Annotated in this window: 25 protein-coding genes and 2 tRNA genes; 19 read left to right on the top strand and 8 right to left on the bottom strand. The window is 40.2% G+C overall.

The genetic code is table 11. From position 1 onward, the window contains the following. Nucleotides 1-94: 94 nt before the first annotated feature. Nucleotides 95-1,120, top strand: a complete 1,026-nt coding sequence (locus EHO65_RS19005; RefSeq protein WP_135776122.1) for an NAD(P)-dependent oxidoreductase — start codon at nt 95-97, stop codon at nt 1,118-1,120. Nucleotides 1,121-1,152: 32 nt separating this feature from the next. Here EHO65_RS19005 and EHO65_RS19010 read toward each other — a convergent pair whose 3' ends face one another. Next, nucleotides 1,153-1,767: a flagellar assembly protein FlaA gene (locus tag EHO65_RS19010; protein ID WP_244243589.1), complete on the bottom strand. Its 615-nt coding sequence runs from the start codon at nt 1,765-1,767 to the stop codon at nt 1,153-1,155. A 131-nt stretch (nt 1,768-1,898) separates the two neighbouring features. Here EHO65_RS19010 and EHO65_RS19015 point away from each other — a divergent pair, with 131 nt between their 5' ends. Continuing rightward, nucleotides 1,899-2,339: a hypothetical protein gene (locus tag EHO65_RS19015; protein WP_135776124.1), complete on the top strand. Its 441-nt coding sequence runs from the start codon at nt 1,899-1,901 to the stop codon at nt 2,337-2,339. A 107-nt stretch (nt 2,340-2,446) separates the two neighbouring features. Then, nucleotides 2,447-3,679 carry a hypothetical protein gene (locus EHO65_RS19020; protein WP_135776125.1) on the top strand — a complete coding sequence of 411 codons (1,233 nt, stop codon included), beginning with the start codon at nt 2,447-2,449 and terminating at the stop codon, nt 3,677-3,679. 385 nt (nt 3,680-4,064) lie between these two features. On the opposite strand, the gene EHO65_RS19025 is transcribed toward EHO65_RS19020, so the two are convergent. Then, nucleotides 4,065-4,697 carry a TetR/AcrR family transcriptional regulator gene (locus tag EHO65_RS19025; RefSeq protein ID WP_135776126.1) on the bottom strand — a complete coding sequence of 211 codons (633 nt, stop codon included), beginning with the start codon at nt 4,695-4,697 and terminating at the stop codon, nt 4,065-4,067. A 134-nt stretch (nt 4,698-4,831) separates the two neighbouring features. Between EHO65_RS19025 and EHO65_RS19030 the strand changes: the two genes are divergently transcribed. Next, a complete protein-coding gene (locus EHO65_RS19030; RefSeq protein WP_135776127.1) occupies nt 4,832-6,103 on the top strand; it encodes an NADH:flavin oxidoreductase/NADH oxidase family protein in 1,272 nt (423 codons plus the stop codon). A 121-nt stretch (nt 6,104-6,224) separates the two neighbouring features. On the opposite strand, the gene EHO65_RS19035 is transcribed toward EHO65_RS19030, so the two are convergent. After that, nucleotides 6,225-7,478: an MFS transporter gene (locus tag EHO65_RS19035; RefSeq protein ID WP_135776128.1), complete on the bottom strand. Its 1,254-nt coding sequence runs from the start codon at nt 7,476-7,478 to the stop codon at nt 6,225-6,227. A 438-nt stretch (nt 7,479-7,916) separates the two neighbouring features. Here EHO65_RS19035 and EHO65_RS19040 point away from each other — a divergent pair, with 438 nt between their 5' ends. The 3 genes from EHO65_RS19040 to EHO65_RS19050 all read left to right on the top strand — a co-directional run bounded on the left by EHO65_RS19040 (nt 7,917) and on the right by EHO65_RS19050 (nt 11,638). After that, entirely contained in the window at nt 7,917-9,011 is a 1,095-nt protein-coding gene (locus tag EHO65_RS19040; protein WP_135776129.1) for an L-dopachrome tautomerase-related protein, read from the top strand. A 270-nt stretch (nt 9,012-9,281) separates the two neighbouring features. Next, the gene (locus EHO65_RS19045; RefSeq protein WP_135776130.1) at nt 9,282-10,889 is read left to right on the top strand and encodes a xylulokinase; all 1,608 of its coding nucleotides are present in this window, start codon (nt 9,282-9,284) and stop codon (nt 10,887-10,889) included. Nucleotides 10,890-10,963: 74 nt separating this feature from the next. Then, nucleotides 10,964-11,638 carry a TetR/AcrR family transcriptional regulator gene (locus EHO65_RS19050; RefSeq protein WP_135776131.1) on the top strand — a complete coding sequence of 225 codons (675 nt, stop codon included), beginning with the start codon at nt 10,964-10,966 and terminating at the stop codon, nt 11,636-11,638. 73 nt (nt 11,639-11,711) lie between these two features. Here EHO65_RS19050 and EHO65_RS19055 read toward each other — a convergent pair whose 3' ends face one another. Then, entirely contained in the window at nt 11,712-13,724 is a 2,013-nt protein-coding gene (locus tag EHO65_RS19055) for a 1-acyl-sn-glycerol-3-phosphate acyltransferase (RefSeq protein WP_135776132.1), read from the bottom strand. A 197-nt stretch (nt 13,725-13,921) separates the two neighbouring features. On the opposite strand from EHO65_RS19055, the gene EHO65_RS19060 reads away from it, so the two are divergent. From EHO65_RS19060 to EHO65_RS19075, 4 genes are all read left to right on the top strand, one after another. Beyond that, entirely contained in the window at nt 13,922-14,953 is a 1,032-nt protein-coding gene (locus tag EHO65_RS19060; protein WP_208744165.1) for an ATP phosphoribosyltransferase regulatory subunit, read from the top strand. A gap of 67 nt (nt 14,954-15,020) precedes the next feature. After that, nucleotides 15,021-16,295, top strand: a complete 1,275-nt coding sequence (locus EHO65_RS19065) for an adenylosuccinate synthase (protein WP_135776134.1) — start codon at nt 15,021-15,023, stop codon at nt 16,293-16,295. Between the two features lie 116 nt (nt 16,296-16,411). Further along, nucleotides 16,412-16,484, top strand: a tRNA-Lys gene (locus EHO65_RS19070). Nucleotides 16,485-16,502: 18 nt separating this feature from the next. After that, nucleotides 16,503-16,577 (top strand) — tRNA-Glu (locus EHO65_RS19075). On the opposite strand, the gene EHO65_RS19080 is transcribed toward EHO65_RS19075, so the two are convergent. Next, a complete protein-coding gene (locus tag EHO65_RS19080) occupies nt 16,556-17,467 on the bottom strand; it encodes a TIGR02757 family protein (RefSeq protein ID WP_135776135.1) in 912 nt (303 codons plus the stop codon). The genes EHO65_RS19075 and EHO65_RS19080 overlap by 22 nt on opposite strands. Nucleotides 17,468-17,490: 23 nt before the next feature. Then, nucleotides 17,491-18,387: a hydroxymethylglutaryl-CoA lyase gene (locus EHO65_RS19085; protein ID WP_167482066.1), complete on the bottom strand. Its 897-nt coding sequence runs from the start codon at nt 18,385-18,387 to the stop codon at nt 17,491-17,493. A 52-nt stretch (nt 18,388-18,439) separates the two neighbouring features. On the opposite strand from EHO65_RS19085, the gene EHO65_RS19090 reads away from it, so the two are divergent. Beyond that, nucleotides 18,440-19,126, top strand: a complete 687-nt coding sequence (locus EHO65_RS19090) for an ATP-binding cassette domain-containing protein (RefSeq protein ID WP_135776137.1) — start codon at nt 18,440-18,442, stop codon at nt 19,124-19,126. An 85-nt stretch (nt 19,127-19,211) separates the two neighbouring features. Here the strand turns inward: EHO65_RS19090 and EHO65_RS19095 are convergent, their stop codons facing one another. Then, nucleotides 19,212-19,835, bottom strand: coding sequence for a hypothetical protein (locus EHO65_RS19095; RefSeq protein ID WP_100724795.1), 624 nt, complete (start codon nt 19,833-19,835; stop codon nt 19,212-19,214). Nucleotides 19,836-19,898: 63 nt separating this feature from the next. Further along, a complete protein-coding gene (locus EHO65_RS19100) occupies nt 19,899-20,942 on the bottom strand; it encodes a tetratricopeptide repeat protein (protein WP_135776138.1) in 1,044 nt (347 codons plus the stop codon). Between EHO65_RS19100 and EHO65_RS19105 the strand changes: the two genes are divergently transcribed. Genes EHO65_RS19105 through purQ form a run of 7 tightly spaced genes read left to right on the top strand, consistent with a single transcriptional unit; the run spans nt 20,942 to nt 25,907 of the window. After that, nucleotides 20,942-21,565, top strand: a complete 624-nt coding sequence (locus EHO65_RS19105) for an ABC transporter ATP-binding protein (protein ID WP_135776227.1) — start codon at nt 20,942-20,944, stop codon at nt 21,563-21,565. The two genes, EHO65_RS19100 and EHO65_RS19105, sit on opposite strands and share 1 nt — an antisense overlap. Next, nucleotides 21,562-22,230, top strand: a complete 669-nt coding sequence (locus EHO65_RS19110; RefSeq protein ID WP_135776139.1) for a heme exporter protein CcmB — start codon at nt 21,562-21,564, stop codon at nt 22,228-22,230. The genes EHO65_RS19105 and EHO65_RS19110 overlap by 4 nt, the downstream gene beginning before the upstream one ends. Nucleotides 22,231-22,276: 46 nt before the next feature. Beyond that, entirely contained in the window at nt 22,277-22,960 is a 684-nt protein-coding gene (ccsA, locus tag EHO65_RS19115; protein ID WP_135776140.1) for a cytochrome c biogenesis protein CcsA, read from the top strand. A gap of 52 nt (nt 22,961-23,012) precedes the next feature. Further along, a complete protein-coding gene (locus tag EHO65_RS19120) occupies nt 23,013-24,161 on the top strand; it encodes a PP2C family protein-serine/threonine phosphatase (protein WP_135776141.1) in 1,149 nt (382 codons plus the stop codon). Further along, nucleotides 24,158-25,027: a phosphoribosylaminoimidazolesuccinocarboxamide synthase gene (locus tag EHO65_RS19125; protein ID WP_135776142.1), complete on the top strand. Its 870-nt coding sequence runs from the start codon at nt 24,158-24,160 to the stop codon at nt 25,025-25,027. Before EHO65_RS19120 ends, EHO65_RS19125 begins: the two co-directional genes overlap by 4 nt. Next, nucleotides 25,003-25,251 carry a phosphoribosylformylglycinamidine synthase subunit PurS gene (gene purS, locus EHO65_RS19130; RefSeq protein WP_008593368.1) on the top strand — a complete coding sequence of 83 codons (249 nt, stop codon included), beginning with the start codon at nt 25,003-25,005 and terminating at the stop codon, nt 25,249-25,251. The genes EHO65_RS19125 and purS overlap by 25 nt, the downstream gene beginning before the upstream one ends. Next, nucleotides 25,248-25,907 carry a phosphoribosylformylglycinamidine synthase subunit PurQ gene (purQ, locus tag EHO65_RS19135; protein WP_135776143.1) on the top strand — a complete coding sequence of 220 codons (660 nt, stop codon included), beginning with the start codon at nt 25,248-25,250 and terminating at the stop codon, nt 25,905-25,907. Before purS ends, purQ begins: the two co-directional genes overlap by 4 nt. The last annotated feature ends 15 nt before the right edge of the window (nt 25,908-25,922 follow it).

The raw sequence follows: 25,922 nt of genomic DNA on the forward strand, positions 1-25,922 counted from the left end.
GGAAAGCATTGAAGGTATTGATCGGGCACGAGAAGGCAAGAGTTTTTACGGAAAATAAATTGGCGATTCAGGTCCTTTTTTAAAAGATTCCTTCATGTCTCTTCCTATTCTTTTTTATCCGGAAGGAACCGTCGGGGCTTCGGAAATTTTTTCTCATTTCCGGAATTTGGATATTAGATCCTATCCAGCCAAATCTCCGGAAGAGATCGAAAAGTTTAAACCTACTATCTTAATTGCAAACACTAGACTGAAGGTGAATCAAGATACATGTCGTACATTTCCTAGTGTGAAAATTTTTGCAACAGTGAGTTCCGGAACAGACCATGTGAATTTTTCGGATCTAAAAAAAGAGTCCAGAGTATTCATTAATTCTCCTGGAAGCAATGCAGGCTCGGTTGCTGAATATTGTTGGGTATCTTTACTTCATTTTTTTTCGGAAGAAGAACTTAAAAAGAAGAATGTTGGTATCATCGGCTTCGGAAATACGGGCAAAAAATTTGCTAAAATTCTAGAAGAGAAGAAGGTCCCCTATATCTATAACGACCCATTTATCAAGGATCGTTCCGTTCCTTTGGATGAAATATTAAAATGTTCCATAGTAAGTCTTCATGTTCCTCTTACTACCAATGGTCCTTATCCTACATTGAACCTACTCGACAAAGATAAAATTTCTAAATTGAAAGAAGGTACACTTCTTCAGAATACAAGTAGGGGAGAGGTTTGGTCGGAAGAAACATTCCAAACAATTTTAGATAGGACCGATCTGCACAAGGTAATGGATGTATTTTATCCGGAGCCTCCTAAGGGGAAAATCGCAGAACAAATGGCGAGTTTAGAAAATTCAATTTTCACTCCTCATATTGCAGGTTATAGCCAACTGGGAAGATTACTCGGTACCTATAGACTTGCTGAGAAGTTATGCATTCTATATAAAGAGAATAAACTTCCTCCACTTTCCGAATTTTTAAAAACGAATCAACCAATCTCTACGGAAACTTTTTTAAAAGAAGAAGATCTGAAATTGAGAGAGTCTTGGAAGAATGCAGACTGGGAATATTTTGAAAGAAGAAGGAATTCTTACCCCGCCAGAAAAGACCTGGGACTTGCGGATCTAGATTAAAAAAGCCTGCAGGTGTTTCAGGAAAAAAATAACTATTTTACCAAAGCCTTCTCGCTCGGAAACAAAAGGTATTTAGGTCTTGTTTTAGCAAGAATATCATCGATTACGAAAACTTCCCTCGTACCTCTTTTTCTTTCGAAAGGTGCTTCATATAAAAATCCTAAGAATACAAGTTCGGAATTTTGATGAGTTACTAGATCATCTTGTCTCACTTTACGAGTGATATCTAAAGATAAAATTTTCCAGCCTGAAAAATTGAAATGTGTGAGTAGTATCTTTTTCTGATCCAAGCTAGAATCCCTAACTAAAATAAAAAGAGAACCTCCACCATCATTTGCATATACATGGAACTTGAACTCTTTTACAAATTCTTTGGAAGACCAAGGCTTCTTGAATAAGATTTGGAAGGATTGGTTTTTTTCCGCAGTTAACTCTACATATAAAGATTTTTCGGATTCTCTTTCCGGAGTTCTAAATACGGTTGAGATCCTTACTTCAGGAGTAAAATCAGGGCCCAGTTTTGCTTTTACGTTTTCTTCTCCGAAGATCTCCGTTTCAAAATCTTGGACCACGTATTCTTTATAAATTCCGGAAAGATCTTTGGATAAGATTGGGCCAGTTAGGATAAAAATCCAAATGAGTATCATTATGGAAAAAATCTGTCCCATGTTTTTTATTTCGGCCAGATTCTCAAAAAAAACTACCATCTCCTTTATTTTCCTAAGATCCATTTCTCTAAAAACTTGATGGTGTATCCCTCTTTCCGAGAATTAGTACTATGGATCCTTCGGAAGATTCTTATTTCCCAACTCAATTAGATTTCGGAGACGCATTCCGTTCTGCTTTTCATGAGTTTTTCGGAGATGAAAAAGATTTACAATACGAATTGTATGATCTAAAATCCGAAGGGTCGGGGCCAAAAGCAAAATGGGCTACCTTCTCCATTCGAAATCCATTAGGTGGTCGATCTATTGTTTTTAGATTCGATCCTGATTCCGGGACCTTCTACGCTATGTTAAAAGTACAGGTGATCCCCGGGGAAGAAGATTGGAGTCTGGATTCTTTCTTTCAGAAAAATGGTTTTTCTGAGATTGGTTCTGTAGAAGTGCAAAACATGGCAGGAGAATGGCTCTTTCATTCTTTAGCCAGACACTATTTGGGGATTATTTTCAGTCATTGCCCCCGAATTCTAGAGCCTGATTATAAGTTGGATCTCTAAACTAATCCGGAACATAACCAATAATATTCGGGCAAATAGGCGATTTGTGACCCAAAAAAGATGGGAAAGATTTCGAGTAAATTTGTTATTAAGTAAAAGGCCCGGGCATGAAACGTATCGTTCTATTACTCAGTATCTTTCAGATCTTATATTGTAACCAAGCTAAGGAAGTGAATATAGACGCTTCCCAATCCTTAGTAGGTCTCGGCTTGGATCTGACATTCTCCAACCAACTCCAACCGACGGATACTGGGGCTGAGTTTGTAGCCGTGGGTCTTGTTTGCTCTTTATGGACAAGTAAAGATGGAACTACTTGGACTGCGACCTCTTCCGCCTTTCCGGATTGCTCCGGCGGAGAATTATACTCGGTCGCATATGGGAACGGTTTATTTGTAGCTGTAGGTACACTTAGTGCTGCTTTTACAACCAGAACGAATAATTGCGGACTTTGGACTAGCGCAGATGCAGCTACCTGGACTAGGATCCCTTGTCCGAATTCTGCTACATATCCTACCCCAGGAAATCTACCATTGCGCACCATTACTTATGGCTCAGTTGGGGGGGTGAATAAATTCATCGCAACAGGTTCCAAATTTGTCTACGGTGACGGAGGAAAGGCTTATCTTATCCAAAGTTTGGATGGAGTTACATGGACAGTAATGGAAGATGTCGCAGGACCAGATTATGGGTCTGTTGATGCTTCTTGTTTGATTGCATTTCATAATAATATAATGTATTGTTCCCTGGAAGTGGGGTCCTATACCGCTTTTATAAGATATAATCCTGCAGCCTCCATTAATGCTCGGGAATCATTTCCACCAGCGGGTAGTTCCCTGGAATCGATGCTGTGGAATCCTCCGACAGCATCTCCTTACGAAATGACTACATTTCAATTTTTCAGATCACGCTCAAATGACTTCTATGTGGTTGGGACTAGATCAGGTGATTCTGTATCTGTGAGTTCCAAAATGAACTCTAACGGAACATGGCCTGCTTCTGTAGCTACAGGTTTCGGAACAAATAATAGACCAAACGGTTTTGCAAGCGATGAGTCCGGAAATATCTACACTTTCGGATATAACTGCAAGTGGGCCTATTCTTCTAACCAAGGAACTTCTTGGACTTCAATAAATGCTCTGGATACTTGTGGAGGCTCGAGCGGATACAATGACTGGATGTCCGCGGTGTATAGCTCAAAACTAAATCGGATCGTAGTAGTTGGGGATTCAGGTTCTATTGGTACTACAGGGGTTTCTCCGACTCTAAGTAGCGATTGGACATACTTGCAAGTTCCCGGTATCACTCTTGGAATTAATTCAGTAACTAGCAGAAATAAGTAAGATTTGCAAAACCTAGATCTAAAATAAATCTGGGAAGAAGATGGACCCAATTCTAATTATAGTAATCGTATCCGGATTTTTCGTAGGGATCGTGTACGGACTCTGGATCAAAAAAAGACATAAAGACATAAAGAATTAAAATAATCTGATATAGTTCCGCATCCCTCACTTAAGGGATTATAAAATTTTTTTGAAAATGTAAGTCCTAGATCATTCGTTTGTTCTCTAATATATAGAGATGAAGAACAAAAGATTCGAATTGAAACTTTGGAAATTCTATCGGATGATCAGACCGCTGATGGCGATCTTGATTTCATTAGCGTTCTTGTTAGTGAGTATTTATCTTCCGATCAAGGTTTGAAAATTTTCATCTAAGAAGATTCATTTAAATTTCGCAGTTATCCTGAGGAAGGAATAACATAGATTTAAGAAATACTTTCAGGACTTCTCTGCCTACAGTCTGCAAAGCCCTTTTATTAGAAATATCCGACTGTATCTGCAAACCGTCAAAAAGCGCGAGTAGAGTCCTTGCAGAAAGTTCGGGAGAAAGATCCGCTTTGATCTTACCATTTTCCTGAGATTCTTTAATGGTCTTAGCGAAAAGTTTTTCCAAAGAATCATAAAAACTTAATATTTCTTTTTCCATTGCGCCACAGGCTGTTGCTTCCGCAAACAAACGAGGGCTACAATTTCCCTCAACTGCCAGACGATTCGCGAGTCTTTCTAAATATTCCACTAAGCGGAGGTGAGGAGGAAGTGCTTTTACTTCAGGTTCTTCGAATCCGAATCTTTCCCATGACAAAAAGTTTTGGATAAGAGTATCTCTGATCTCTTCTTTACTTTCGAAATGAAAATAGATCCCACCTTTTGTAAGGCCGGCAGCATCCGCAATATCCTGGACGGAGGTCCTTTCGAAACCCTTACTAAAGAAACATTGCATAGCAGCCTGAAGGATGGATTCCTTTCGGACCTCCTCCGGCATTTTTTTCCAGCCAGGTTTTGCTTTGCTGAGTTTCATTCCTTGCCCTCTGTTTCTATCTATTTCCTTCGCCCGTCAAACGAATTCTCCAAATTTCCTAAAAATAAATACCAACCGGTAGGAATTTTTATTGACTCACCCAGTCAAATAAATACCGAATGGTAGGAAATTAATTGAGTGAGAATTTTATGATCCAGGCATTATCAAAGGAAGGAATTTCATCCGAACTAAAACTTCCAAACGGCCAAATACTCAAAAACAGAATTGTTAAAGCATCTATGGAAGAAGGTCTTTCGGATAAGGAATTCCTTCCTAGCCAAAGATTATTCAAACTTTATGAAAGATGGTCCAAATCAGGTGCGGGCCTTCTTCTTACTGGAAACGTAATGGTGGACCTGAATGGACTTACCGGTCCGGGCAATGTGATCTTAAGAAAGGATATGGATCTTTCTTCTCTCAAAAAATGGGCAGAGATTGGGCAATCAGGCGGTTCCAAAATTTGGATGCAGATCAATCATCCTGGAAGACAAACATTCAGTTTTGTGAATGAAACGCCTGTTGCTCCTTCCCCGATAAAAGTGCATATACCTGGAAGAATGTTCGCGAAAGTTTTTGGAGAACCAAGAGCATTAAGCGGAGAAGAGATCAAAGTCCTCATCCAAAAGTTCATAGATGCTGCAGTTATAGCTGAAAAAGCGGGATTCAATGGGGTAGAAGTCCATTCTGCCCATGGTTATTTATTAAACCAATTCCTTTCCCCAATGACCAATATTAGAAAAGATGAATGGGGTGGCTCTTTAGAAAATCGAGCCAGATTTCTTTTAGAAGTTTTGAAAGGGATCAAAGCAGCTGTTCGATCCGATTTCGGAATTGGAGTTAAATTGAATTCTGCGGACTTCCAAGGTGGAGGTTTCCAAGAAGAAGATTCTATCCAAGTGATAAAAATGCTCGAGCCGATCGGATTGGATCTTTTGGAAATTTCAGGAGGGAATTACGAATCTCCTGCAATGCAAGGAACAGGTACAAACAAAAGAGAAGCTTACTTTTTAGATTTTGCTAAGAAGGCAAAAGAGATAACCAAGATCCCTCTATTAGTTACCGGAGGATTCAGGACTAAGTCCGTAATGGAAGAAGCTATACTTTCTAAAGAGGCAGACTTAGTAGGGATAGCTGCACCGTTTGCATTTCATCCTACATTCGTAAACGGATTACTTTCCGGGAAAATAGAAAAGGTCTCCGTAGAAATACCTAAACTTTCAAACCCAGCATTAAATTCACTTTCTAAGATGTCCGCTATCCGTCTTCAGTTCAGAAGAATGGGAGAAGGAAAAGAACCTAGGCTACCGGGCTCTTTGATTTGGAATATGATCGCCGATCAAGTTAGAGGAAGACGTAACGTTAAAAATTATAAGAGTCTGCTTCGCAGACTCTTGAAGCCTGCGTAGCAGACTATAGAAAATTTTTGGAACGAATTTCTTTAAAGCGGATCGTATACTGAAACGACTTGATCCATTGAATAGCAAACCTTAAACCGTCCGTCGGGGTATCCGACGGACTTTTTTTTATTTATTTTCTGGAGAGAGAATTCTCTTGTACTTTTGCTCCTAACATCAAAGGAGATTCTTTTAATAAGAAAGAAAGAGCTAAGTTCAATACAGCCAAGCCTATGAATATTTTTAAGAATAGGTCTATTCCTAAAAAGTTCAGACCTAAAATAAAGAAGATCCCGGAAATCTGACCGATCCAAAGTAAAAGTCCTTGCGAAGAAGATTCAGGCGCAGGGGAGGTGATCTCCGCACAATATTGGAATCCGATTGGTGCGCCAATTCCGAGCAAGAAGAATCCGATCAAGAATGCTCCAGTTAGAACTAATGTATAATCATTCGCTAAAGAGAATAATAACAGTCCAGGCAAAAATCCAGCCATTGAGATCACTAAGAAAGGTTGTCTTTTTCCAACCTTATCTGAGATCAATGGGACAAAGACACCTGCGATAATTCCCGACATTAACATCATTCCAGCAATTTCTCCGGACTGGGTCATGTTGAGTTGTTTTGTTTCGCAGATCTGATCTATACAAGTGCTGACAGCATTAAATACTCCTAATCCAATCAGGAATAAAAGTAAGGACTTTCTCATGTCCTTTTGGTTTAAGATATGTTTCAAACCTTCGAATACTTTAAATTTAGAATCTTGTAATTTCGAATTGTCCGGAGCAGTCGGTGGCTTCTCTCTGAAGAATGCCAAGAATATTACAGCGCCTACCATAGCTACTAATCCGTAATTCAAAAGAATTCCCGGGATTTCTTGAGGATTCGGATTCGCTTCTCCTAACATTCTAGGAGTGATTGCCATTACTAAAATAATACCTACAAATTGAGCCAATGTTCCGATTGCAACAGCGGTAGCCCTTTCGGTAATTGGGAACCATTGTACGCTTACTTTTGTGACTGCGTTTAATATGAAAGGTTGTGCGATTGCTAAACCGATTTGTGATGCGATCACTATGCTGAAATTATCTGCATAAACTCCTTTGCTTAAGGAGAAAATTCCTGTGAGAGCGGCACCAACTCCGACTCCGATCTTAATTCCGTAAGTATCTATTATGTAAGAAGCAGGGATTGCCATTAATACGAATACTCCCATGAAGATGAGAGAGAGAAGATCTATTTGAAGGCTTGATACATCGTAAAATACTTTAGCCTCTCTGGCTATAGGCGCAAAAGTCAGCCATTGGATTTGGATAATCGCCGTAATTAGAGCGTATAGACCAAGAATCACCCATCTGTAGCCGTATACCTTTACTTGGTTTTCTCGCATAGAAAGCCCCGTTTTTTATTTTAATAGTGAAAGATAATAATTCGCATCACTTAGGTCCGAGGAAGTCATCACTTATATGCTCGGAAGTAACAATGACAGTATAAGAGGTATATGTTCTAGTTCCAAGCAAATTATAATTTTGGAATAGGAAGTACCTTTGATTTTAGATTCTAATTATAACGATCTCAATATTATGCGAATAAATGATTTTGTGAAATGTAAGACGCATATAAGTACAGGGTAATTCGGTCCTATAATCCCGTTCTTTTTTACATAGGTACAAGTTTGCTTTGTATTATAGTACTTTAAGAAATAAGAAAGTTGTAAGTTCCGATTTTTGATCAAGGACCGACTTCTTAAATTCGGACGTTCGACTTAAACAAAGCGGACGACCATTTTCTTTTTTGCCTTATGATATAAGGCAGTGGAGAAAATTTTATGTTAAAAAAATGGGCCATGGTCTTTGCATTGGTTTCTGCCATTGTAAAATGTGAAACAGGAAATTTAGAAGATAGGACAACGTTACCGAAGTATCCGAATACTTCTTTAGAAAAAGTGATCCAATTGGATCGTCCTCCGGGCAATATAAGCGCGTCAGCTTCCGGAAGGATCTTCTTCTCCTTCTTCCCGCAAGGAAGTCCTCCGATCAAAGTTGCCGAATTAAAAAATGGCCAGGTTCTTCCATTTCCAAGCCAAAACTTTCAGAAAAATTTTAATACAGTTCTTTCAGTCAGAGTGGATGATAAGAATCGGCTCTGGACCTTGGATTACGGCAATTTAGGCCTAACAAGACCAAAGGTTTATGCATTTGATATAGAAACGGGCGCTACCATTCACGAGTATGAATTCCCAATTGCTATCGCTCCTAAGGATTCTTTGTTCAATGATATGCAGATCGATACAGTAACAGAGACGATCTTTATTACGGATACAAGTCCTCTGATCCCGGATCCTGGACTCGTCGTATATGATATCACGAATAAAAAAGCGAGACGTCTACTGAAAGATCATGTTTCCGTGGTGGGAGAAAGAAACGAGATCGTAGTAAACGGATCTCCTTTCCAAGTGGCGGGAGTTTCTATCATATTTAACGCGGATTCAATTGCTTTGGACCAAAATAGAGAATGGTTATATTTTGCACCTTTTACTTCTGGAGAATTATACCGCGCTAAAACCAGCGTTTTAAGGGATTCTACTTTGACCGCAGCTCAGTTGGCAGCGCAGGTGGAACAATATTCTTTAAAATCAATGAGTGATGGGATCAGCATCGATAAAAGCGGAAATATTTATGTAACCGACGCGGAACATTCTGCAGTGAACCTGATCGATATGGATAAAAAGATCACTACATTATTCAAGGATCCAAGTTTCCGTTGGCCTGATGGATTTAGTTATGCTCCGGATGGATATATGTATCTAACTTGTAGTGCGTTAAACGAAGTTTTCCTGCAATTGGATAGCGTAATCTTAAACAAAGGACCTTATTATATCTATAGATTCAAACCGGAAGCGGAAGGGATCATCGGTAGATAAAGGAGTAGGGGCGACTCACTCGCTTTGCTCGGACCGCGCTGCTGCGGGTTCGCGCATTCACGCTCATCCGGGCAAGGCCCGGACTAAAGCCCTGCACATCGCTGTCGCGGTTGGTTCCCACGATTCAATTGACACGAAAAGACAATCGCTTATAACCGCCTTCTCATTTAGGAAAAAATGATTGCCCTTTTTGGGGGGCTTTCCAATCTCCTGATGAGTGAGTGCTCACTCATCGAGCGAAATTTCCATGGGTTTCGGAGGATCTGTTGCATGAAATCAAAAGTCTATGTTTTGGCTTACGATATAGGAACTACCGGGACCAAAACTTGCCTATTTGAAATAGGAGATAGACTTACTCTTGTACATTCCGCTACCCAAGAATACGGACTCACACTTTTAGAAGGCGGAGGAGTGGAGCAGGATCCTCAAGATTGGTGGAATTCCATGAGAGATACCACTGCCCAAGTCTTAAAAGAAACCAAATTAGATCCTGCAGAAATTCGTGGGATTTCCTTCTGCTCTCAAATGCAAGGTCTTGTTCTTGTAGACAAAGATTTGAAACCGGTTCGTCCAGCAATGAGTTATATGGACCAAAGAGCCCGTGAACAAATGAAAAAAGGAATAGAGCATGGGATCAAGATAGAAGGTCTGAATGCTTACAAACTTCTCCGTTCCTTACAGATCACAGGCGCAGTTGCAGGAAGTGTAAAAGATCCATTATGGAAATATAAATGGGTCGAAGCAAAAGAAGCTGAAAAATTTGCAAGAGTCCACAAGTGGTTGGATGTGAAAGATTATCTGACTGCTCGATGCACTGGCAGAGCAACCATGACCTTGGATTCCGCATTCGCTACTTTCTTATATGATTCTCGTCCTGGCAAAAGCCGTTGGCATAAAGGACTTTGTAAAATGTTCGGAGTTCGCCCGGAACATCTTCCCGATCTAATACAATCCACAGATTTGATTGGTGGTCTGACTGAAATATCCGCTAAAGAATTAGGATTAAAGGAAGGAACTGCAGTTTTCGGTGGCGGAGGTGACGCCACTCTGATCGGTATCGGTGCAGGCGCGGTGGAAGAAGGGGACACTCATATTTATGCAGGAACTTCCGGTTGGGTTTCCACAGTAACTAAAAGAAGAACTGTGGATATCAACGCAAGGATTGCTTCTATCGTAGGCGCAAGAGCCGGTTTTTATAATTATTTCGGAGAACAAGAAACTTCAGGTAAATGTCTACAATGGGTCAAAGACCATCTTGCCCTAGATGAGATAGATGTTTATTTAGAAAAAAAGAATGTAACGGAAGGAGAAGACGCGGTTCACGAAAGTCTTTTCGCATACTTATTCGAATCTATCAAGGACACTCCTGCAGGAAGTGACGGAGTTATCTTCACTCCTTGGTTACATGGAAATCGTTGTCCTTTTGAAGATCCGGCAGCAAGAGGGATGTTCTTCAATATTGGATTGGATACTGGAAAGAGAAAACTGATTCGATCCGTGATCGAAGGTATTTCTTTTCATAAACGTTGGATTTTAGAATTATCTCATGCAAAGGTTCCAGCTTCTTCTACAATTCGATTTGTAGGTGGAGTGGCACGTTCTCCGATCATTTGTCAGATCTTAGCAGATATTACGGGTAGAACGATTGAGACGATAGATCATCCTCAAAATGCAGGAGCAACCGGAGCAGCAGCGATAGCTGCATTAGGATTGGGTAAAATTCATTCTTTCGAAGAGATCAAAAATCTAATTCCTAGCAAAGAGAGATGGAATCCGAATCCAGGGAATAAATTAGTTTATGATCGGAATTTTTCCGTATTCAAAAAATTATATGAGGCTAACAAGGCGCATTACGCAATCTTAAATACATATAAATAAAAAGAACCGATCGTATCCCATAAGGGACTCCTTATGTAAAATATACGAACTCGGTTCTGGCAGGGTGTCAACAGATGAAGAGAATAGAACAGTCCAACCGAGTTCGGGCTAAAATTTTAGAAGTATCCCGAAAACTTTTCGTAAGCGAAGGATATGAGAAGGCAACTATACGTAGGATCATCGAGGAAGCAGAGATCACTACGGGAAGTCTTTATCATTTTTTCAAGAATAAGGAAGAGATACTACTCGCAATCGCGAGCGAAGTATTTAACGAAGCGGGTGAGACCGCCGAACGTCTGGTAGGCGAAATGGATCCTCCTTTGGTTTTTGCCATGGAAGTAGGATTACAATTCTATCTTTGCCAGAAAAAACTTACCATAGCGGAAACATACTTAGCGGCTTATAAGACCCAAGGTGTGACCGATATGATAGGAAATCGAGGCTCTCATAGAAGCAAGATCCTATTCGAAAAATATAATCCTGAATTCGACGAACAAGAGTATTTAATACGCACCTTGGCATTCAGAGGAGTATTCCAAAGTCTTTTGGAAGAAATGGTTTATTCCGGAAAAATAGATAGGCTCAGGATGATGACCACAGTCATCCAATTGGGCCTAACTACATTCGGAGTTCCTAAAGAAGAAATGGAAGTGGCATTACAAAAAACTTTTAGACTTCTGAAAGAAAGAGCCTCTGAAATAGAAGCACTGTCGGAAGGGTTACTGGAAATTTTCGTTAACGGAAGATAAGATTTTCACAAAAAAACGGCGAAAGGAAAACTCCATTCGCCGTTTTTGGTTTTGAAAAAGATATTCGGTTTTCTTAAACTCTCGACAGCCTTTCTTCCATTCCTTCAGCAACTTTGCGAACGTCTTTCTTATTGATGACCACTTCGTAAGCCGCATACATAATCGGAACTTCATTCGGATCTATTTTCATTAGGTTTGGCATTACCTTTAATCCGTAGAATCCGTTGGACATCTTTTCAGAAGGATGGCCATTTGCTATATCATAGCCAGTTTTTCTGTCTTTTGCATCTGTTCCGAAACAAGACAACATAAAGTCAGTGAGTCCGGATAAACCTTGGAATGTTTCCGGTTTTCCTCCCATACGCACTCCCACACTTACCATTTCGTTGAAGAAACGATTGGAAAGATGGAATAGAGAATTGTCCACATTCCCACCCAGGGTCTGTTGGAAATAACCTTCTACAATTCCCATTACAAGAGCATAAATTGTTTTGAGTGCTCCGCCTAACTGGACTCCTTTTACGTCCGTAGGTATAATCGCAGACCTTGGGAAAATATAACCTGTGGTTAATAATTTTTGAATACGAGGGATTAGACTTTCGTTCACAGCCGCAATCTCGAATCCGGAAATTTTTCTTTCCATGATCTGATCAGGATAACAAGCACCGGAGATCACTCCTATCCTATCGTCTTCAATTCCTAACCCATGTTGCAGATCGTCTAGGATCAAACCTGCACTAGTAAATCCTTTGATGATATTAAAGAATGGAGCTTTGTTCTTAGAGAGATAAGGTTGTAGATCAGGATAGATCGTATGCAATTCCCAAGGATTGGTTCCTTGGATAAACAATGTTGCAGTTTTTAGATCTTCCGGATCGGAAGTGAATACTAAGTTTGGAGGGAGTTTATACAGAGAGTAAGTTCTGAGGTCTCTTCTTTCCGTATTTGACTGTGAAGTATATTCTTTGTCAGGATGGTAGACTAAAACGTTAACATCTTTATTAGCAAGTACGGTTGCGATCGCGATTCCCATACTGCTATTTCCGATTACTACAACCTTCTCTTTAGGTTCTTTAGGTACCTTGATGAGTTTGTTTTCGTCCCTAGCATCTGCACTGTACAAGTTCCTATAAATACCATGTTGGTGTTTGTTCAGGTTTTGTCCTACGAGTAGAGCCAAATTATCGATCAGGAATTGTTTTTTGTCTCCGTGTTCCGGGAATGGAAGATGTTCTACATCTTTAGGGAAATGAGCCATTTCCTTTTTAGATAATTCTCCAACTAACACAGGTTTACCGATCGTTAGTTTTCCTGCTACCTGATTGAAGAGTAGGCTTGTGGTAGGAAGGATTTTGTCGGTCTTCTCCAAAGAAATTGGAAGAATGACCTTATTTGCAACATAGTGATATACTGTGTCCACAAACGGCATGAGTCTTCCGTCTCTGGATCTGGTTCCTTCCGGGAAAATTGCGGCGATCTTTCCTTCTTGTTGTAGTTTTTGAGAATGTCGGAACGCCCTCATATTAATTTTGGTCATCACGTCCGAAAGACTCGGGTTATCCGCCATGTCTCTTTTGGAGCAGACCAAAAGAGTTCCGAACATATACAATCCTAGTCTGGTAAAATCAGGTTCGTAAGCCAAACGTCCTGCGATGAATACCAATTGTTCCGCCACTTCTCTACCTTCCGGAGAAGCATGATATAAAAGTTGGAAGATTGCAGGAGCATCCAAATGGCTGAGGTGATTGGAGATCAAGGTGACCGGGTATTTTCCGATCAGAGGTTTTACTGCGGCTAGGTTTTCGATACCTTCTACGGTAAAAAATTTCATGATTGGAGAAAGGAATTCGATCATGAACTCCCTGGCCTTCTTTTCGGGAGGGGTGTATACACCTATCCTTTCTAAAGAAGATGGATCTTTAAAAACATCCATGACCGGAGGCATTGGAGTTACGGAACAAAGATAAAGAAATTTTTGAAGTATCTTTTTAGCTTCTTCTTCGCTCATTCCTGATCTTTTGAATAGGTGAATGTTCTCGAAGAATTCCTTCTGCCATCTTCCGACGGATTGTTCTTTTTCTGCCATGCTTCTTCTCTATTTAAGGTCTTGCGGTTAATCTGGTTTCGGTGCTTAGAGCTCGAACTTTAAGGTTGGATACGCGATTTCCGGAGAATACTTTCTATCCTTGGAAGGCTTATTGTCATTCTATTTTTTGGGAAAAACGATTTGAATTCTACCCTAGCCAAAAGGAACTGTTCTTTGGGGCTTTTCGTACAGAACAGATGACACATAATCCTCCAGAGTTTAGCGAGAAAAAATGGATCCCGGACGGATTCCATTTTTTTGGACCGAACGAGAGTTCGGAAAGAAGGGAACTTCTAAATTCCCTAAGTTCCAAGCTCAAAGAATTCAAATACTCTGAGGTATTTTTACCTTCTTTTGATTATTCTTCTTCATTTTTGCTTACCATGTCAGCAGAAGACTCCTCTGCTTTATATAGATTCAGGGATTCTGATGGAAATGAGATCTCTCCTAGCGCGGATTTGACTGTTCAAGCTGTAAAAGGTATGGCCGGTTTTGCGCACCGCAAAGAAAACCAACGTATCTTTTATCAGGGAAAAATTTTCAGAGACTATGGACGTAAGAGCGGATCTAGAAAAGAGATCCTGCAAGTTGGTGCTGAGCATATAGGCGGCTCGGGTGCCCCGGCTATTTTAGGAATTTTGAAAGAGATTTCTGGATTATTCTCCGGAATTAAACTGCGTTCGCCATTGACTGTTGTGCTTGGTAATGTCGGAGTCTTTCATTCCGTTTTGGAGTCCTTGGAACTTTCCAGATCCGAAAAAAGGCAATTATCGTTTTTATTATATAGGAAGAATCTTCCGGAGATCCGTCGCTTTCTGGAAACTAGAAACGCTTCTAGGATTTTCCCGGTGCTAGAATCCTTATGTTTAGGATTTGTCTCTCATAAGGAAGATCTAGGTAAGAAGTTTGCTTCTTTAGGACTTTCTGATTCTTTCCAAAAGATCATTTCCGAAACGGGTGAAATTATAGGTTCACTTGGTAAAACTCCTGGTTTGGAATTTTGTTCGGATTATACTCTTATTCCAGATTTGGAATATTATACCGGATTCGTTTTCCAAGGTTACGTATCCGGAAGTTCAGAACCAGTTCTAACCGGAGGAGCTTATGATCATTTATATGAGCTATTCTCCGGAACCCAAAAAGATGCCTGCGGATTTGCTATCAATGTAGATGCCTTGGAAGCGGTAATAGAGCAATCTTGGAAATTGGAAGATGCACGGCCGGTTTGATTTTATGAAGAAGAAAGTGCAAAAATTGAAATTATATACAAAAGAAACAGGAATTAAGGAATAATCCATGCCCGCAACATTAGTGGTCGGAACCCAATGGGGTGACGAAGGGAAAGCAAAAGTAATCGATTACCTTTCCAAAGATACGGATATCATAGTACGTTACCAGGGCGGAGCCAACGCTGGACATACAGTGGTGGTTCACGGTAAAAAATACGTTTTTCATTTGGTGCCATCCGGGATCATCTACGACCAAACAGTTTGTGTGATCGGTAACGGAGTCGTTTTAGATCCAACATTCTTTATCGAAGAATGTGATAAACTGCAGGCAGAAGGATTTCCAGTGTATGAAAAACTTCTGATCAGCGATGCATGTCATCTTCTTTTCCCATTCCATGGATTGATAGATTCTGCTAGAGAAAGTTCCTGCACTCCGGATCGTAAGATCGGAACCACTAAAAAAGGGATCGGTATCTGTTACGCAGACAAGATGATGAGGATCGGACTTAGAGTCGGAGATCTTAGAGAAAGCGATTTCGAAACCAGACTACAACATTTAGTAGATGAGAAGAATAGAGAACTCGTAAAACTTTATGATGGAGAAGAACTCTCCGCCAAAGATATTTTAGAGAATGTAAAAAAATTCTATTCTAAGATCCAAAAGAATATCATCAACACCCCTTATTACTTGGAATCCCAATTAAAAGCAGGCAAAAAAATACTGTTGGAAGGTGCACAAGGAACAGGACTGGATGTTGATTTTGGTACTTATCCTTATGTAACTAGCTCTAATCCTACTACTGGTGGAGCATTTATTGGTTCCGGTATTGCATTCCATCATTTAAAAAGTGTGATCGGAATTACAAAAGCTTATACCACAAGAGTGGGAGAAGGCCCTTTCCCTACAGAACTTCACGGGGAAGAGGGAGAAAGACTCAGAACCCTTGGTGCGGAATACGGAGCTACCACAGGAAGACCAAGACGTTGCGGTTGGTTCGATACGGAAGTTCTGAGACATGCGGTTCGTATCAACGGGCTTACATCCATTGCACTTACTAAGATAGATGTTCTTTCTGCTTATGATAAAATTCCTGTGGCGGTAGCTTACGAAAGGAATGGCAAAAAGTTAGATTGTTTCCCTTCTCAAGGACTAGACCAAGTGAAGGTAATCTACGAAGAATTCCCTGGTTGGAAAACGGACATCACCGGCATCGGAGAATTCGACAAACTTCCTTCTGCATGTAAGGATTATATCCGTGCTTTGGAAAAACTGATCGGAGTTCGTATAGATTTGATCTCTACAGGACCGGACAGAAAGGACACAATCGCTTCCGGATTCTAAGATCGGACAAAGTTTTTTCTGAATTTTTTACGTTTGGAAACTTCTCTAAACTGGTAAAAAACTATATGAAATTCGTTTGACCAGAGAGGGCCGAAAAATATCGTGTTCTTACGTTCGAGTCGTTAGCTCAGCTGGTAGAGCATCTCACTTTTAATGAGAGGGTCTTGGGTTCGAATCCCAAACGACTCAAGCTGAACTAATTAAAACGCCGCCATCGTCTAGTGGTTAGGACACCAGGTTTTCATCCTGGTAACCGGAGTTCAATTCTCCGTGGCGGTACCAACCTTCTTCTTTTTTCCATAAATCTTACAAACCCCTTTCAGATCGCAAGACTCACATAGCTCAGCTACGTAGGCAGTTTTGCATTTACGCAAAATTCCGAGCCTACAAAGTGCAAAGTCCATTCTCAATGGATCTTCCGGATAAAACTTTTGGAAATAGTCTGTGACTTCTCTTGATTTTTTGAAATCGGAAGTCCTTCTTTCCGTAATTCCCAAAATATTAGAAAGACGATTGATATGTGTATCTAAAGGAAATAATAACTCAGAGGTTTTGATTTGTTTATATAATCCAAGATCGGGTTCTTCTTTGCGAACCATCCATCTTAAGAACATACAATAACGTTTATGTGCAGATTTAGGATTTCCTAGTCCGATCAAAAAGCCTAGTCCGTAGGACTTCCAACCAGGATCCAAGTCGTTCAAAATTTCAGAAAGCCTGGATTGAAAACCTGAGATCCTTTTTTCTAAACCCGTTTCTTTTGGATGAAGCGGACTAAACCAAGATTCTAAAAACTTCTCACCGGTTTTTTCAATTTCCAGATACGCTAATCGGATCGCTTGTAAGAATAGAAGTACATCCTTCTCTTTTTGGAAACGATATGGCCCTAATTTATTTTTCCAGATCTTAGTTCCATGATTGAGTAAATATTGTTTCGGCTTTTTACCCATCGGTTCCAAAAGCCTTGCGAGAAAACCTCTGATCGCAGTCACATTACCGTAAGCAAATAACGCGGATAGAAGTCCTACGAATTCTCTATCTTCAGGAGAATCATATAGATAACATATGAATAATGGATCTGAATCTAAAAATTCCGGTTTGGTATAATTCTTATATAAAAGATCAAAACTTTTCTTTAAGTCTTTCTCTTTTGGTACGGTAGAAGAAGGCATATTTCGCTCTTAGCGACTTTTACTTAAGACGCCGCTTTTGCTTTTAATGCGATATACGAACGAGAAGCCAATTTTCTTTGTAAGATCCCTTCCATAAATGCGGAAGCTTCTAATAATTTAGAGAGATCAATACCTGTTTGGATCCCTGATTTATGGAAGAAGTAGACCAAGTCTTCAGTCGCCAAATTTCCGGATGCACCTTTTGCATAAGGACAACCTCCTAGTCCTCCTGAAGAAGAATCAAAGGATCGAATTCCTAACTCATATGATTTTTGCACATTGGAGATCGCCATTCCGTACGTATCATGAAAATGTCCTGCAAGTTTATCTACAGGGATTTCTTTCAGAAGGACATTAAGCAATTTTTCCACTTCTGCCGGAACCGCAGTGCCGATTGTTTCTCCCAAAGAGATTTCATAAGCACCTTGGTCCAAAAGTATTTTAGAAACTTCTAAAACCTTTTTTGGATCAATTTTTCCTTCATAAGGACAATCGACTACTGTAGAAACGTAACCTCTTACAAGTACTCCGTCTTTTTTTGCTTCCGCAAAAATTTCCTTAAATCCATCTATGGACTCTTGGATGGTCCGATTGATATTTTTTTTGGTGAATGATTCCGATGCTGCTGTGAATACCGCTACTTCTTTAAATCCGGAAGAGATTGCAGCTTGGTATCCTTTTAAATTAGGAGTGAGTGCGCTAAAATGGATATTTCCTTTCAGATCCAAGGAGGCAGAGAGTTCTTTTGCATCTCCGAGTTGGGGAATGTTTTCTTTTCTTACGAAGGAAGTTGCTTCTATATGTTTTAGGCCGGCTGCGACCAGCTTTTGGATATAAACTAGTTTATCCTCTGTTGGGACCTCCGACTTTTCATTTTGGAGTCCATCTCTTGGTCCTACTTCCGTAATTTTCAAACTCATGTCTTTAAGGGATTGGTTGTCAGAATTCTAAGCAAGCACTAAACCGGTATCCGTGCCCGAGAAAAAAGAAACTATCATCGTTATGGAAGAAGTTTCCCTATCTTCTTCCCAAAGAACTTACTTGTCCGAGGTAAACCTACAAGTAGAAGCAGGAGAATTTCTCGGGATTTTGGGCCGTTCCGGTTCAGGAAAGTCCACTCTATTGCGACTATTATTAGACCTTCCTATTCCTTCTTCTTGGAAAAAAACAGGAAACATTCGTATTTTCGGAAAATCCAAAAAAGAAATCCCAGCCAGATGGATCCAACCTGTTTTCCAAGATCCTGTTTTGGGTTTTAATCCAATTTGGACTTTGGAAAAAAGTTTAAGAGAACCTCTACAATTATTCAAAGAAGAAAACTTATACGAACCTTTATTGGAAAACTGGATCCCTATTTTGGGCTTAGAAGGTAAGGATAGAAATCGTCTTCCTTCTTTTTTTTCCGGAGGAGAATTGCAAAGATTCTCTCTTCTTCGTGCACTTCTTTGCAGTCCTAAAATTTTATGTTTAGATGAAGCGACTTCCGCTTTAGATCCGATATTGAATCATCAGGTTTTGCAGGCTCTTTTCGATCTGAATAAGAAAGAAGGAGTTACAATTCTTTGGGTAACTCATAATATTAAATCTGCAAATAAATTCTGCTCTCGTATTGTAGAGATGGAAGAGTTGAATTCTACTCCGACGGCAACCTTGAATTGATTTTACTGCGATGAGTTTTCTGAAAATAAAAAACCCCAAGGAGAAAGTCCTTGGGGTTTCAACAAAACTAGATCGAAAGAGTTTTTTAGAACTCTATATGATACAAGTTTTTGCGGTCTTTTTTGTCCTTATACAAAGCTAATAGAATGTCTATCCTATAAATGGAAGAACGAAGACTTGCTTCTAACAATCTGAGAGCTTTGATCTGGTTTTCGAGAGACATCTCGTTGAGTCTGGTTACTTCCGTTTTTTCAAAAACTTCGTGAGTAACCTCGCTCGATTTTAAATCTGTCGGTTTGAAGACGATTTTTTTATTCTCGAACATCACCTCGTAGTAGATCCTTTTACTTTCGGATGCTAGAGTGATGTCGGCTACCTTTCCGCTATTGAACTGGAAGGTTATGTACTTAAATAAGTTACTTTCATAACCGTCCTGAACTTGGAAAGGAATGTCTTCCGTGACAATGGTTTGGCGTTTCTCATACTTCGGCATCAGGACCACGAGGATATCGTGTTTGCGCTCCAAGTCTTTTAATCTTTCGTTGATGGTCGCTTCCAGACCTACGATGATTTTTTTAAGAGACTTAGTGTACTCGCTGGTTTCGTCCTGAAATACGTCCGCCTCATTGACCTTTTGTTTTTGTTGGGCCAATAACGGAACGAAGAAGAAGAGGGTCGCCAAAGCGAAAAGCCTGGTTTGGTTTTTCATTGGATCCTCCGTCCGTAAGATTGGACGGATTATTTTGATTTGCCAAGTCTTTTTCGGGTTTGGCTATTGCCCTTCCTTCTCTGCTTCCTCGTCCGCGGCCTTGATCTCCGCGAATCTTTTAGCCAGGTCCCTTCTTCTTTCTATAATTTTAAGTGAGAATTCAGTAAAGAAAGGGTCATTAGGGAACTTTAATAACTCGTCATATTCTTTTGCAGCCGTGACATAATCGCCGATCTTGCTTGCAGTCTCCGCGAAATAAAAATGGAATTTTTTATTATAAGGCCTCTTCTTCCCTTGGTCATCGTATAGGTCCGTGTTCCTGAAGATCTTATAGGCGTAGTAATCCCGGCCTCCCATGATCTCCAGACGAGCGAGTCCGAGTTTGGCATCAGGGCTATTCTGGTCTATGGTTAATGCTTTTTTAATATAAATCTGGGCTCTATTCTTAAGGTCCGTTCTGATATAATGTTCTGCGAGAAGTACAAGAGCCTCTGTTTGGAACTGATTCAACTCGACCGCTTTTTTATAATATATGACTGCTTGTATTTGTTCGTTCAAAAGTTCGTAAAGAACTCCCAAATGCATATAAGTTCTGTAGTATTTTGGGACTTCTGCGATCGCATATTCGTATTGAAAGATTGCCTTCTGGTATTTTTTTTCTATATGGTATGCCCTGCCTAGGTTGTATCTAAAAGCGAAGAAGGAAGGATCAAATCTCATTCCTGCTTCCAGCATGGAGATAGCCTTTTCTCTCTTTTTAGGATCCGCAGTTTGTAGTAATGCTACCGCTTCGTCATTGAAGATCCCGCTATTTGTGATCTGTTTTCCTTCGTATTCAAAACTTGCTTTGGATGGGGGAGGGGCACCTTTCCAATGTCTGCCTGCCGCAACTATAAAGTCCTGTTCCGAACGGGCCAGGCTTCCGTCTTGATAAAACTCAGGATCTAAAAAATCATTCTCTCCCCAGAGTATACCTGCGTATTCGGAGTCTCCTATCTTGAATTGTGCATACACAATATTGGGGAATATCAAGAATAAGAATATGTAGAGTGACTTGGCAAAATTTAAGCCTTGTAAATACTCTTTTAAAAGGGAAATTGTCCTCATTGGTCCCATCACAAACATCGATTCCAGTATTGGAATGTTCCGGCCTATCGTACAGTATCGGACGAAAATCGGTTTTAAAGAACGTTTCCTTCTCCGTTTTTCCGAATGAGATTTTATTTGTGAGAGGAATGAACGGTTCCGGAAAGACTACATTACTCAAGTCCATTCTGCAACACGATAAATTCAAGGACCAGATCAAATTCCCTTCTTCCAAATCCGCTAAACTTTCTTACCTGGGCCATGATCTGGGTTTATATACTACTCTTAGTTTGGAAGAAAATCTGGAATATTTCAGAGGTATCGCGGGAGACTGCCGCCCGGAAGATCAGATCATTTCTTGGTTAAAAGATTTTCGTCTTTGGCAAAGAAGAAAAGATCCTGTTTCTTCTTTTTCTCGAGGAATGAAACAGAAGGCCGCGTTAGTACGTGCTCTTTTGCCTAACGTAGATCTTTATCTTTTAGATGAGCCTCTAACTGCTTTAGACAGCGAGGGGGAATCCAAGGCAAGATCGGTTTTGGAGAATGTATTGGATTCTTCTTCTATCATTCTGGTGACTCACGATCCTAATTTTAGGTTAAATGCGAAGTCTAGACTTTTGGAATTGGGAGAAAATTCCAAATGAAAGCGATTTTATCTCTGATCCGAAAAGAGTTCCGACTTTTAGGAAAAGCAAGTAATGGGATCTTATCCTTACTCGTTTTAGTTTCTGCGATGGTATTTTTATTCCATTATGCTTTGGAAAGAAACGGCAAAATAGATATAGTTGCTCTCATCGGATTAAAATGGGCCATTTTATTTGTCGCCTCATTCGTATTAGTTGGTCAGTTCACTTGGGAAGAAAGAGAAGCGGGTGGCGGAACTGCGAGTAGGCTTTTTATCTCTCCTTGGGTTTTATATTTTTCTAAATCGATTTTAGTATTTATCGCCTTATCTGCGGCCGCAATTTATTTGATGGGACTTTTTGCTCTCATGTTCTCCGCATTTCCTGCAGACGTAAACGAGTTCGGAAGACAAATTGTATTCTTCTTCCCCGGGTTATTGTGCCTTTCCTTTTTGGGAGTTTGTCTTTCGCATATCAGTTTGTCTTCTCGCCTGAAAGAGATACTTCTCCCTTTATTACTCGTGCCTCTTTCCATTCCTGTATTTTTATATGGAATGGAAGCGGAGAGAAAATTTATCTCCCAACCTTTTTCTGCCTTGGTCGGTTCATTTGTTCTAATTTTGGCATTTGCTTTTTTTTACGGTTCTATGGGTGCACTTCTGGTAGAAATGACTTCCGACGAATAGGATTCTTGTTGATACAATTTGCGGATACCTGCACACTTCCAAGCGTATGAATATTCGCCTCCTGCATCCCGCCTGGGACTGGATACTCTCCCTTTTGTTTTTATCGATTTTTCCATTGGCAGTGCTTCTGGGTTTATACTACCCGAATGTGATCTTAGAGCAGGGGATCTCTCACAGGATTTTTTATTTTCATGTGCCTGTCGCATGGGTAGCGTTGTATGGTCCCGGAATTTCTTCCATTTGTGCGGTTGCATATTTGGTAACTAAAAATAGGACCTGGGATACACTTTCACTTTCTGCAAACAAGATCTCTCTTCTGTTTGCGATCGGTGTTTTATTTTCAGGACCAATCTGGGCATACCTTGCTTGGGGAACTCCTTGGGATACAACTGATGCTCGTTTAAATTCTTTTTTCGTTTTGGTCCTCAGTCTTGTGGCTTATTTCCTATTGAGGTTTTTAGTCCTGGACCAAACTAAAAAGTATATCTTCTCCGCTTTTTTAAGTTTATTCTGTAGTGTGAATGCTGTCTTAACCTGGGGAGCAATTCGTTGGATGGATAATCCTGGAAATCATCCTTCTTCCGTACTGGGGAAAAAAGGAATGGATCCTGATATGAGGATCTCTTTTTGGTTTGGGATTTTGGCCTATCACCTACTATTTTTGATCTTATACAGGATAGTGTATCGTTTGGATAAGATCAAAGCGGTGAGAGAAGAATTGTTGGATTGAAAAATTCACTCAATTTTATAAAATACGAATTTTGTAATGATAGGAACGGATCGTGGATAGAGAGAAGCAAGAGGGCCAATTGAATTATTCCGACTATTCTATCCTCGCGGTGGATGATTCGGATATCAATCTTAAACTTTTAGTTCATACTTTAAAACCTCTGGGTTTCCAAGTTTTAACGGCGATGAATACGGAAGAGGCGCGTGCACTTCTTGCTACCAATCAAGTGGACGTACTGCTTTTAGATGTGAGTATGCCCGGCCAGGATGGATTTTCTTTCTGTAAGGAACTCAGAGAGATAGATAGATTCAATCTTCTACCTATTTTATTCATCACTGCTTATAATAGGGAATTGGGATTCGACGAGGCGATCACTCACGGTGGAGACGACTTTCTTCATAAACCTTTCCAACCTAAAGAATTGGTCGCAAAGATCAGAGCATTTATCCGTATCAAAAATCTTCAGGACGAACTTTTACACCAAAAGAAAAAGTACGAAAAAGAATTGGTGATGGCGAGAAGAGTTCAACAAGAACTTGTGCCTGAAAAACAATTGGAGTGGAACGGCTTCAGTGTGAACTCAGTCTTCCATCCTTTGATGCAGATTGGCGGGGATTTTATAGACGCATGGATAGAAGAAGATAAACTTCATGTGTTTATTGCGGATTGTTCCGGTCACGGTCCTTCTGCGGCGCTTCTTTCCGCGATGGTCAAGATGCAGGTTTCCAATTTAGGAAGAAGTAATACTCTTATTGAAAAAGTAAAAACTCTACGCCAACAATTGGAAAAAATCCTACCGGAAGATTTTTCCATCACATTCTTCTACGGTATCCTAGATAAAAAAGGGAATTTTGAATACGCAAATGGAGGTCATCCACCTCCGCTATTGTACAATAAAGGTAACGTCGAAGAATTGCCTGGTATGGGACCTCTTATCATTCCAATCGAGCTTGGGACAGAAGACGAGTTTAGATCTGTAGTCTTGGAAAAAGGTGTTTCTCTATTACTTTACACAGACGGGGCCACTGAAATAACGGATGAGAACTATAATATTTTGGGCGAAGAAAGTCTGAAGAAGATCCTGAAAGAAGCCGTGGAATCCAAAGAAGATATACTCAATTTCTCTTTGGAAAAGATATTGGCGCATTCAGGGAACATGACCCACGACGATGATATCGCTCTCATGGTTATCCAAGGATGAGTGAACTCCCAAAACCTTCTTATATTGGCAAAGTCAGAGACGTATACGATTTAGGAAATTCCCTGATATTATCTTCTACAGATAGGGTCTCCGCATTCGATGTGGTGTTTCGCCAGATTGTTCCCGGCAAAGGAAAAGTTTTAAATAAGATCTCAGCAGAATGGTTCTCTTACTTTAAGGACATTCCGAATCATATCATTGAGACTGATGTTTCCAAATTCCCTTCTCCGTATAAAGATCATCCGGATCTAAAGGATCGTTCTGTTCTTGTTAAAAAATGCAAACGGATCGACTTCGAATGTGTGGTTCGCGGTTATCTTTCCGGTTCCGGTTGGAAAGAATACAAACAAGATGGCACCCTTGCTTTTAAAAAACTTCCTCCAGGTTTGAAAGAATCCGAAATATTACCAGAACCAAGTTTTACTCCTGCAATCAAAAACGATACAGGCCACGACGAGAACATCTCTGAAGAAAGAATGAAAAATGAGATCGGGTCCGAACTCTTCTCTATTTTGAAGGAAAAATCGATTTCCCTTTATACCAGGGCCTCTGAACTGGTAGCTGGGGCCGGGATTTTGCTCTGCGATACCAAATTCGAATTCGGAATTTCGGATGATAAGGTCATCCTGATCGACGAGATTTTGACTCCGGATTCTTCTCGGTACTGGGCGCAAGAATCTTATGTTATCGGGACCACTCCGCCCAGCATGGACAAACAGATCTTAAGGAATTATCTGGAAAAATCCGGTTGGAATAAAGTTCCTCCGGCGCCGGATCTACCGGAAAGTCTGATTGTGGAATTGCAAGCGGCATATAAGGAAATACAGGACCGACTATTAAAATGTTTATCGCAAGAATCAATGTAACTCTAAAAGAATCAGTTCTCGATCCTCAAGGGAACACAGTAAAATCCACTCTACAAGAACTGGGCGAAAAATCCGTTCAAGATGTTCGAGTTGGAAAATATATCGAGGTTAAATTGGATTCTCCGGATCTGGAAACTGCAAAGAAGACAGTGGCTAATCTCTGCGAAAAACTTTTAGTAAATCATGTGATTGAAACTTATCGTTCGGAGATCGTAACGGAATGAAAGCAGCGGTAGTCACTTTTCCAGGCTCAAATTGTGATAATGATATCGTAAGAGTTCTTTCAGAATTCTATTCTGCGAAAGTAGACAAGGTCTGGCATAAAGACCAATTCTCTGAAAAATACGATCTGGTTATTCTTCCAGGAGGATTTTCCTACGGAGATTATTTAAGATCAGGCGCAATGGCTCCTTTTTCCCCTGTAATGAAATCGGTAAAAGAACATACTGATCGTGGTGGAAAACTATTCGGGATCTGCAATGGATTCCAAATTTTAGCGGAAGCAGGTTACCTTCCGGGTGCATTAATACGTAATAGAAATCTAAAGTATGTCTGCAGGACCATCGGTCTTAAAAAAGCTTCTAACTCAAATAAGATCAGCGGTAGTTTGGCTGACGATCAGATCTTAAGAGTTCCAGTAGCTCATGGGGACGGGTGTTATTTTGCTTCTGCTGATATTCGCAAACAATTGAAGGAAGAAGGTCGGATCCTTTTCCTTTATGCGGGAGATAATCCGAATGGAAGTTTGGATGATATCGCAGGGATCTGTTCTTCTGATTTCAAAGTGGCAGGTATGATGCCTCACCCTGAAAGAGCGATGAATCCGATTACTGGAGAAATGGACGGCAAAACCGTTTTAGATCTTCTGATCGCTTCTTAATTTATTTTTAGAAAT

Source organism: Leptospira andrefontaineae (assembly GCF_004770105.1).
In the GTDB taxonomy this organism is placed as follows: domain Bacteria; phylum Spirochaetota; class Leptospiria; order Leptospirales; family Leptospiraceae; genus Leptospira_B; species Leptospira_B andrefontaineae.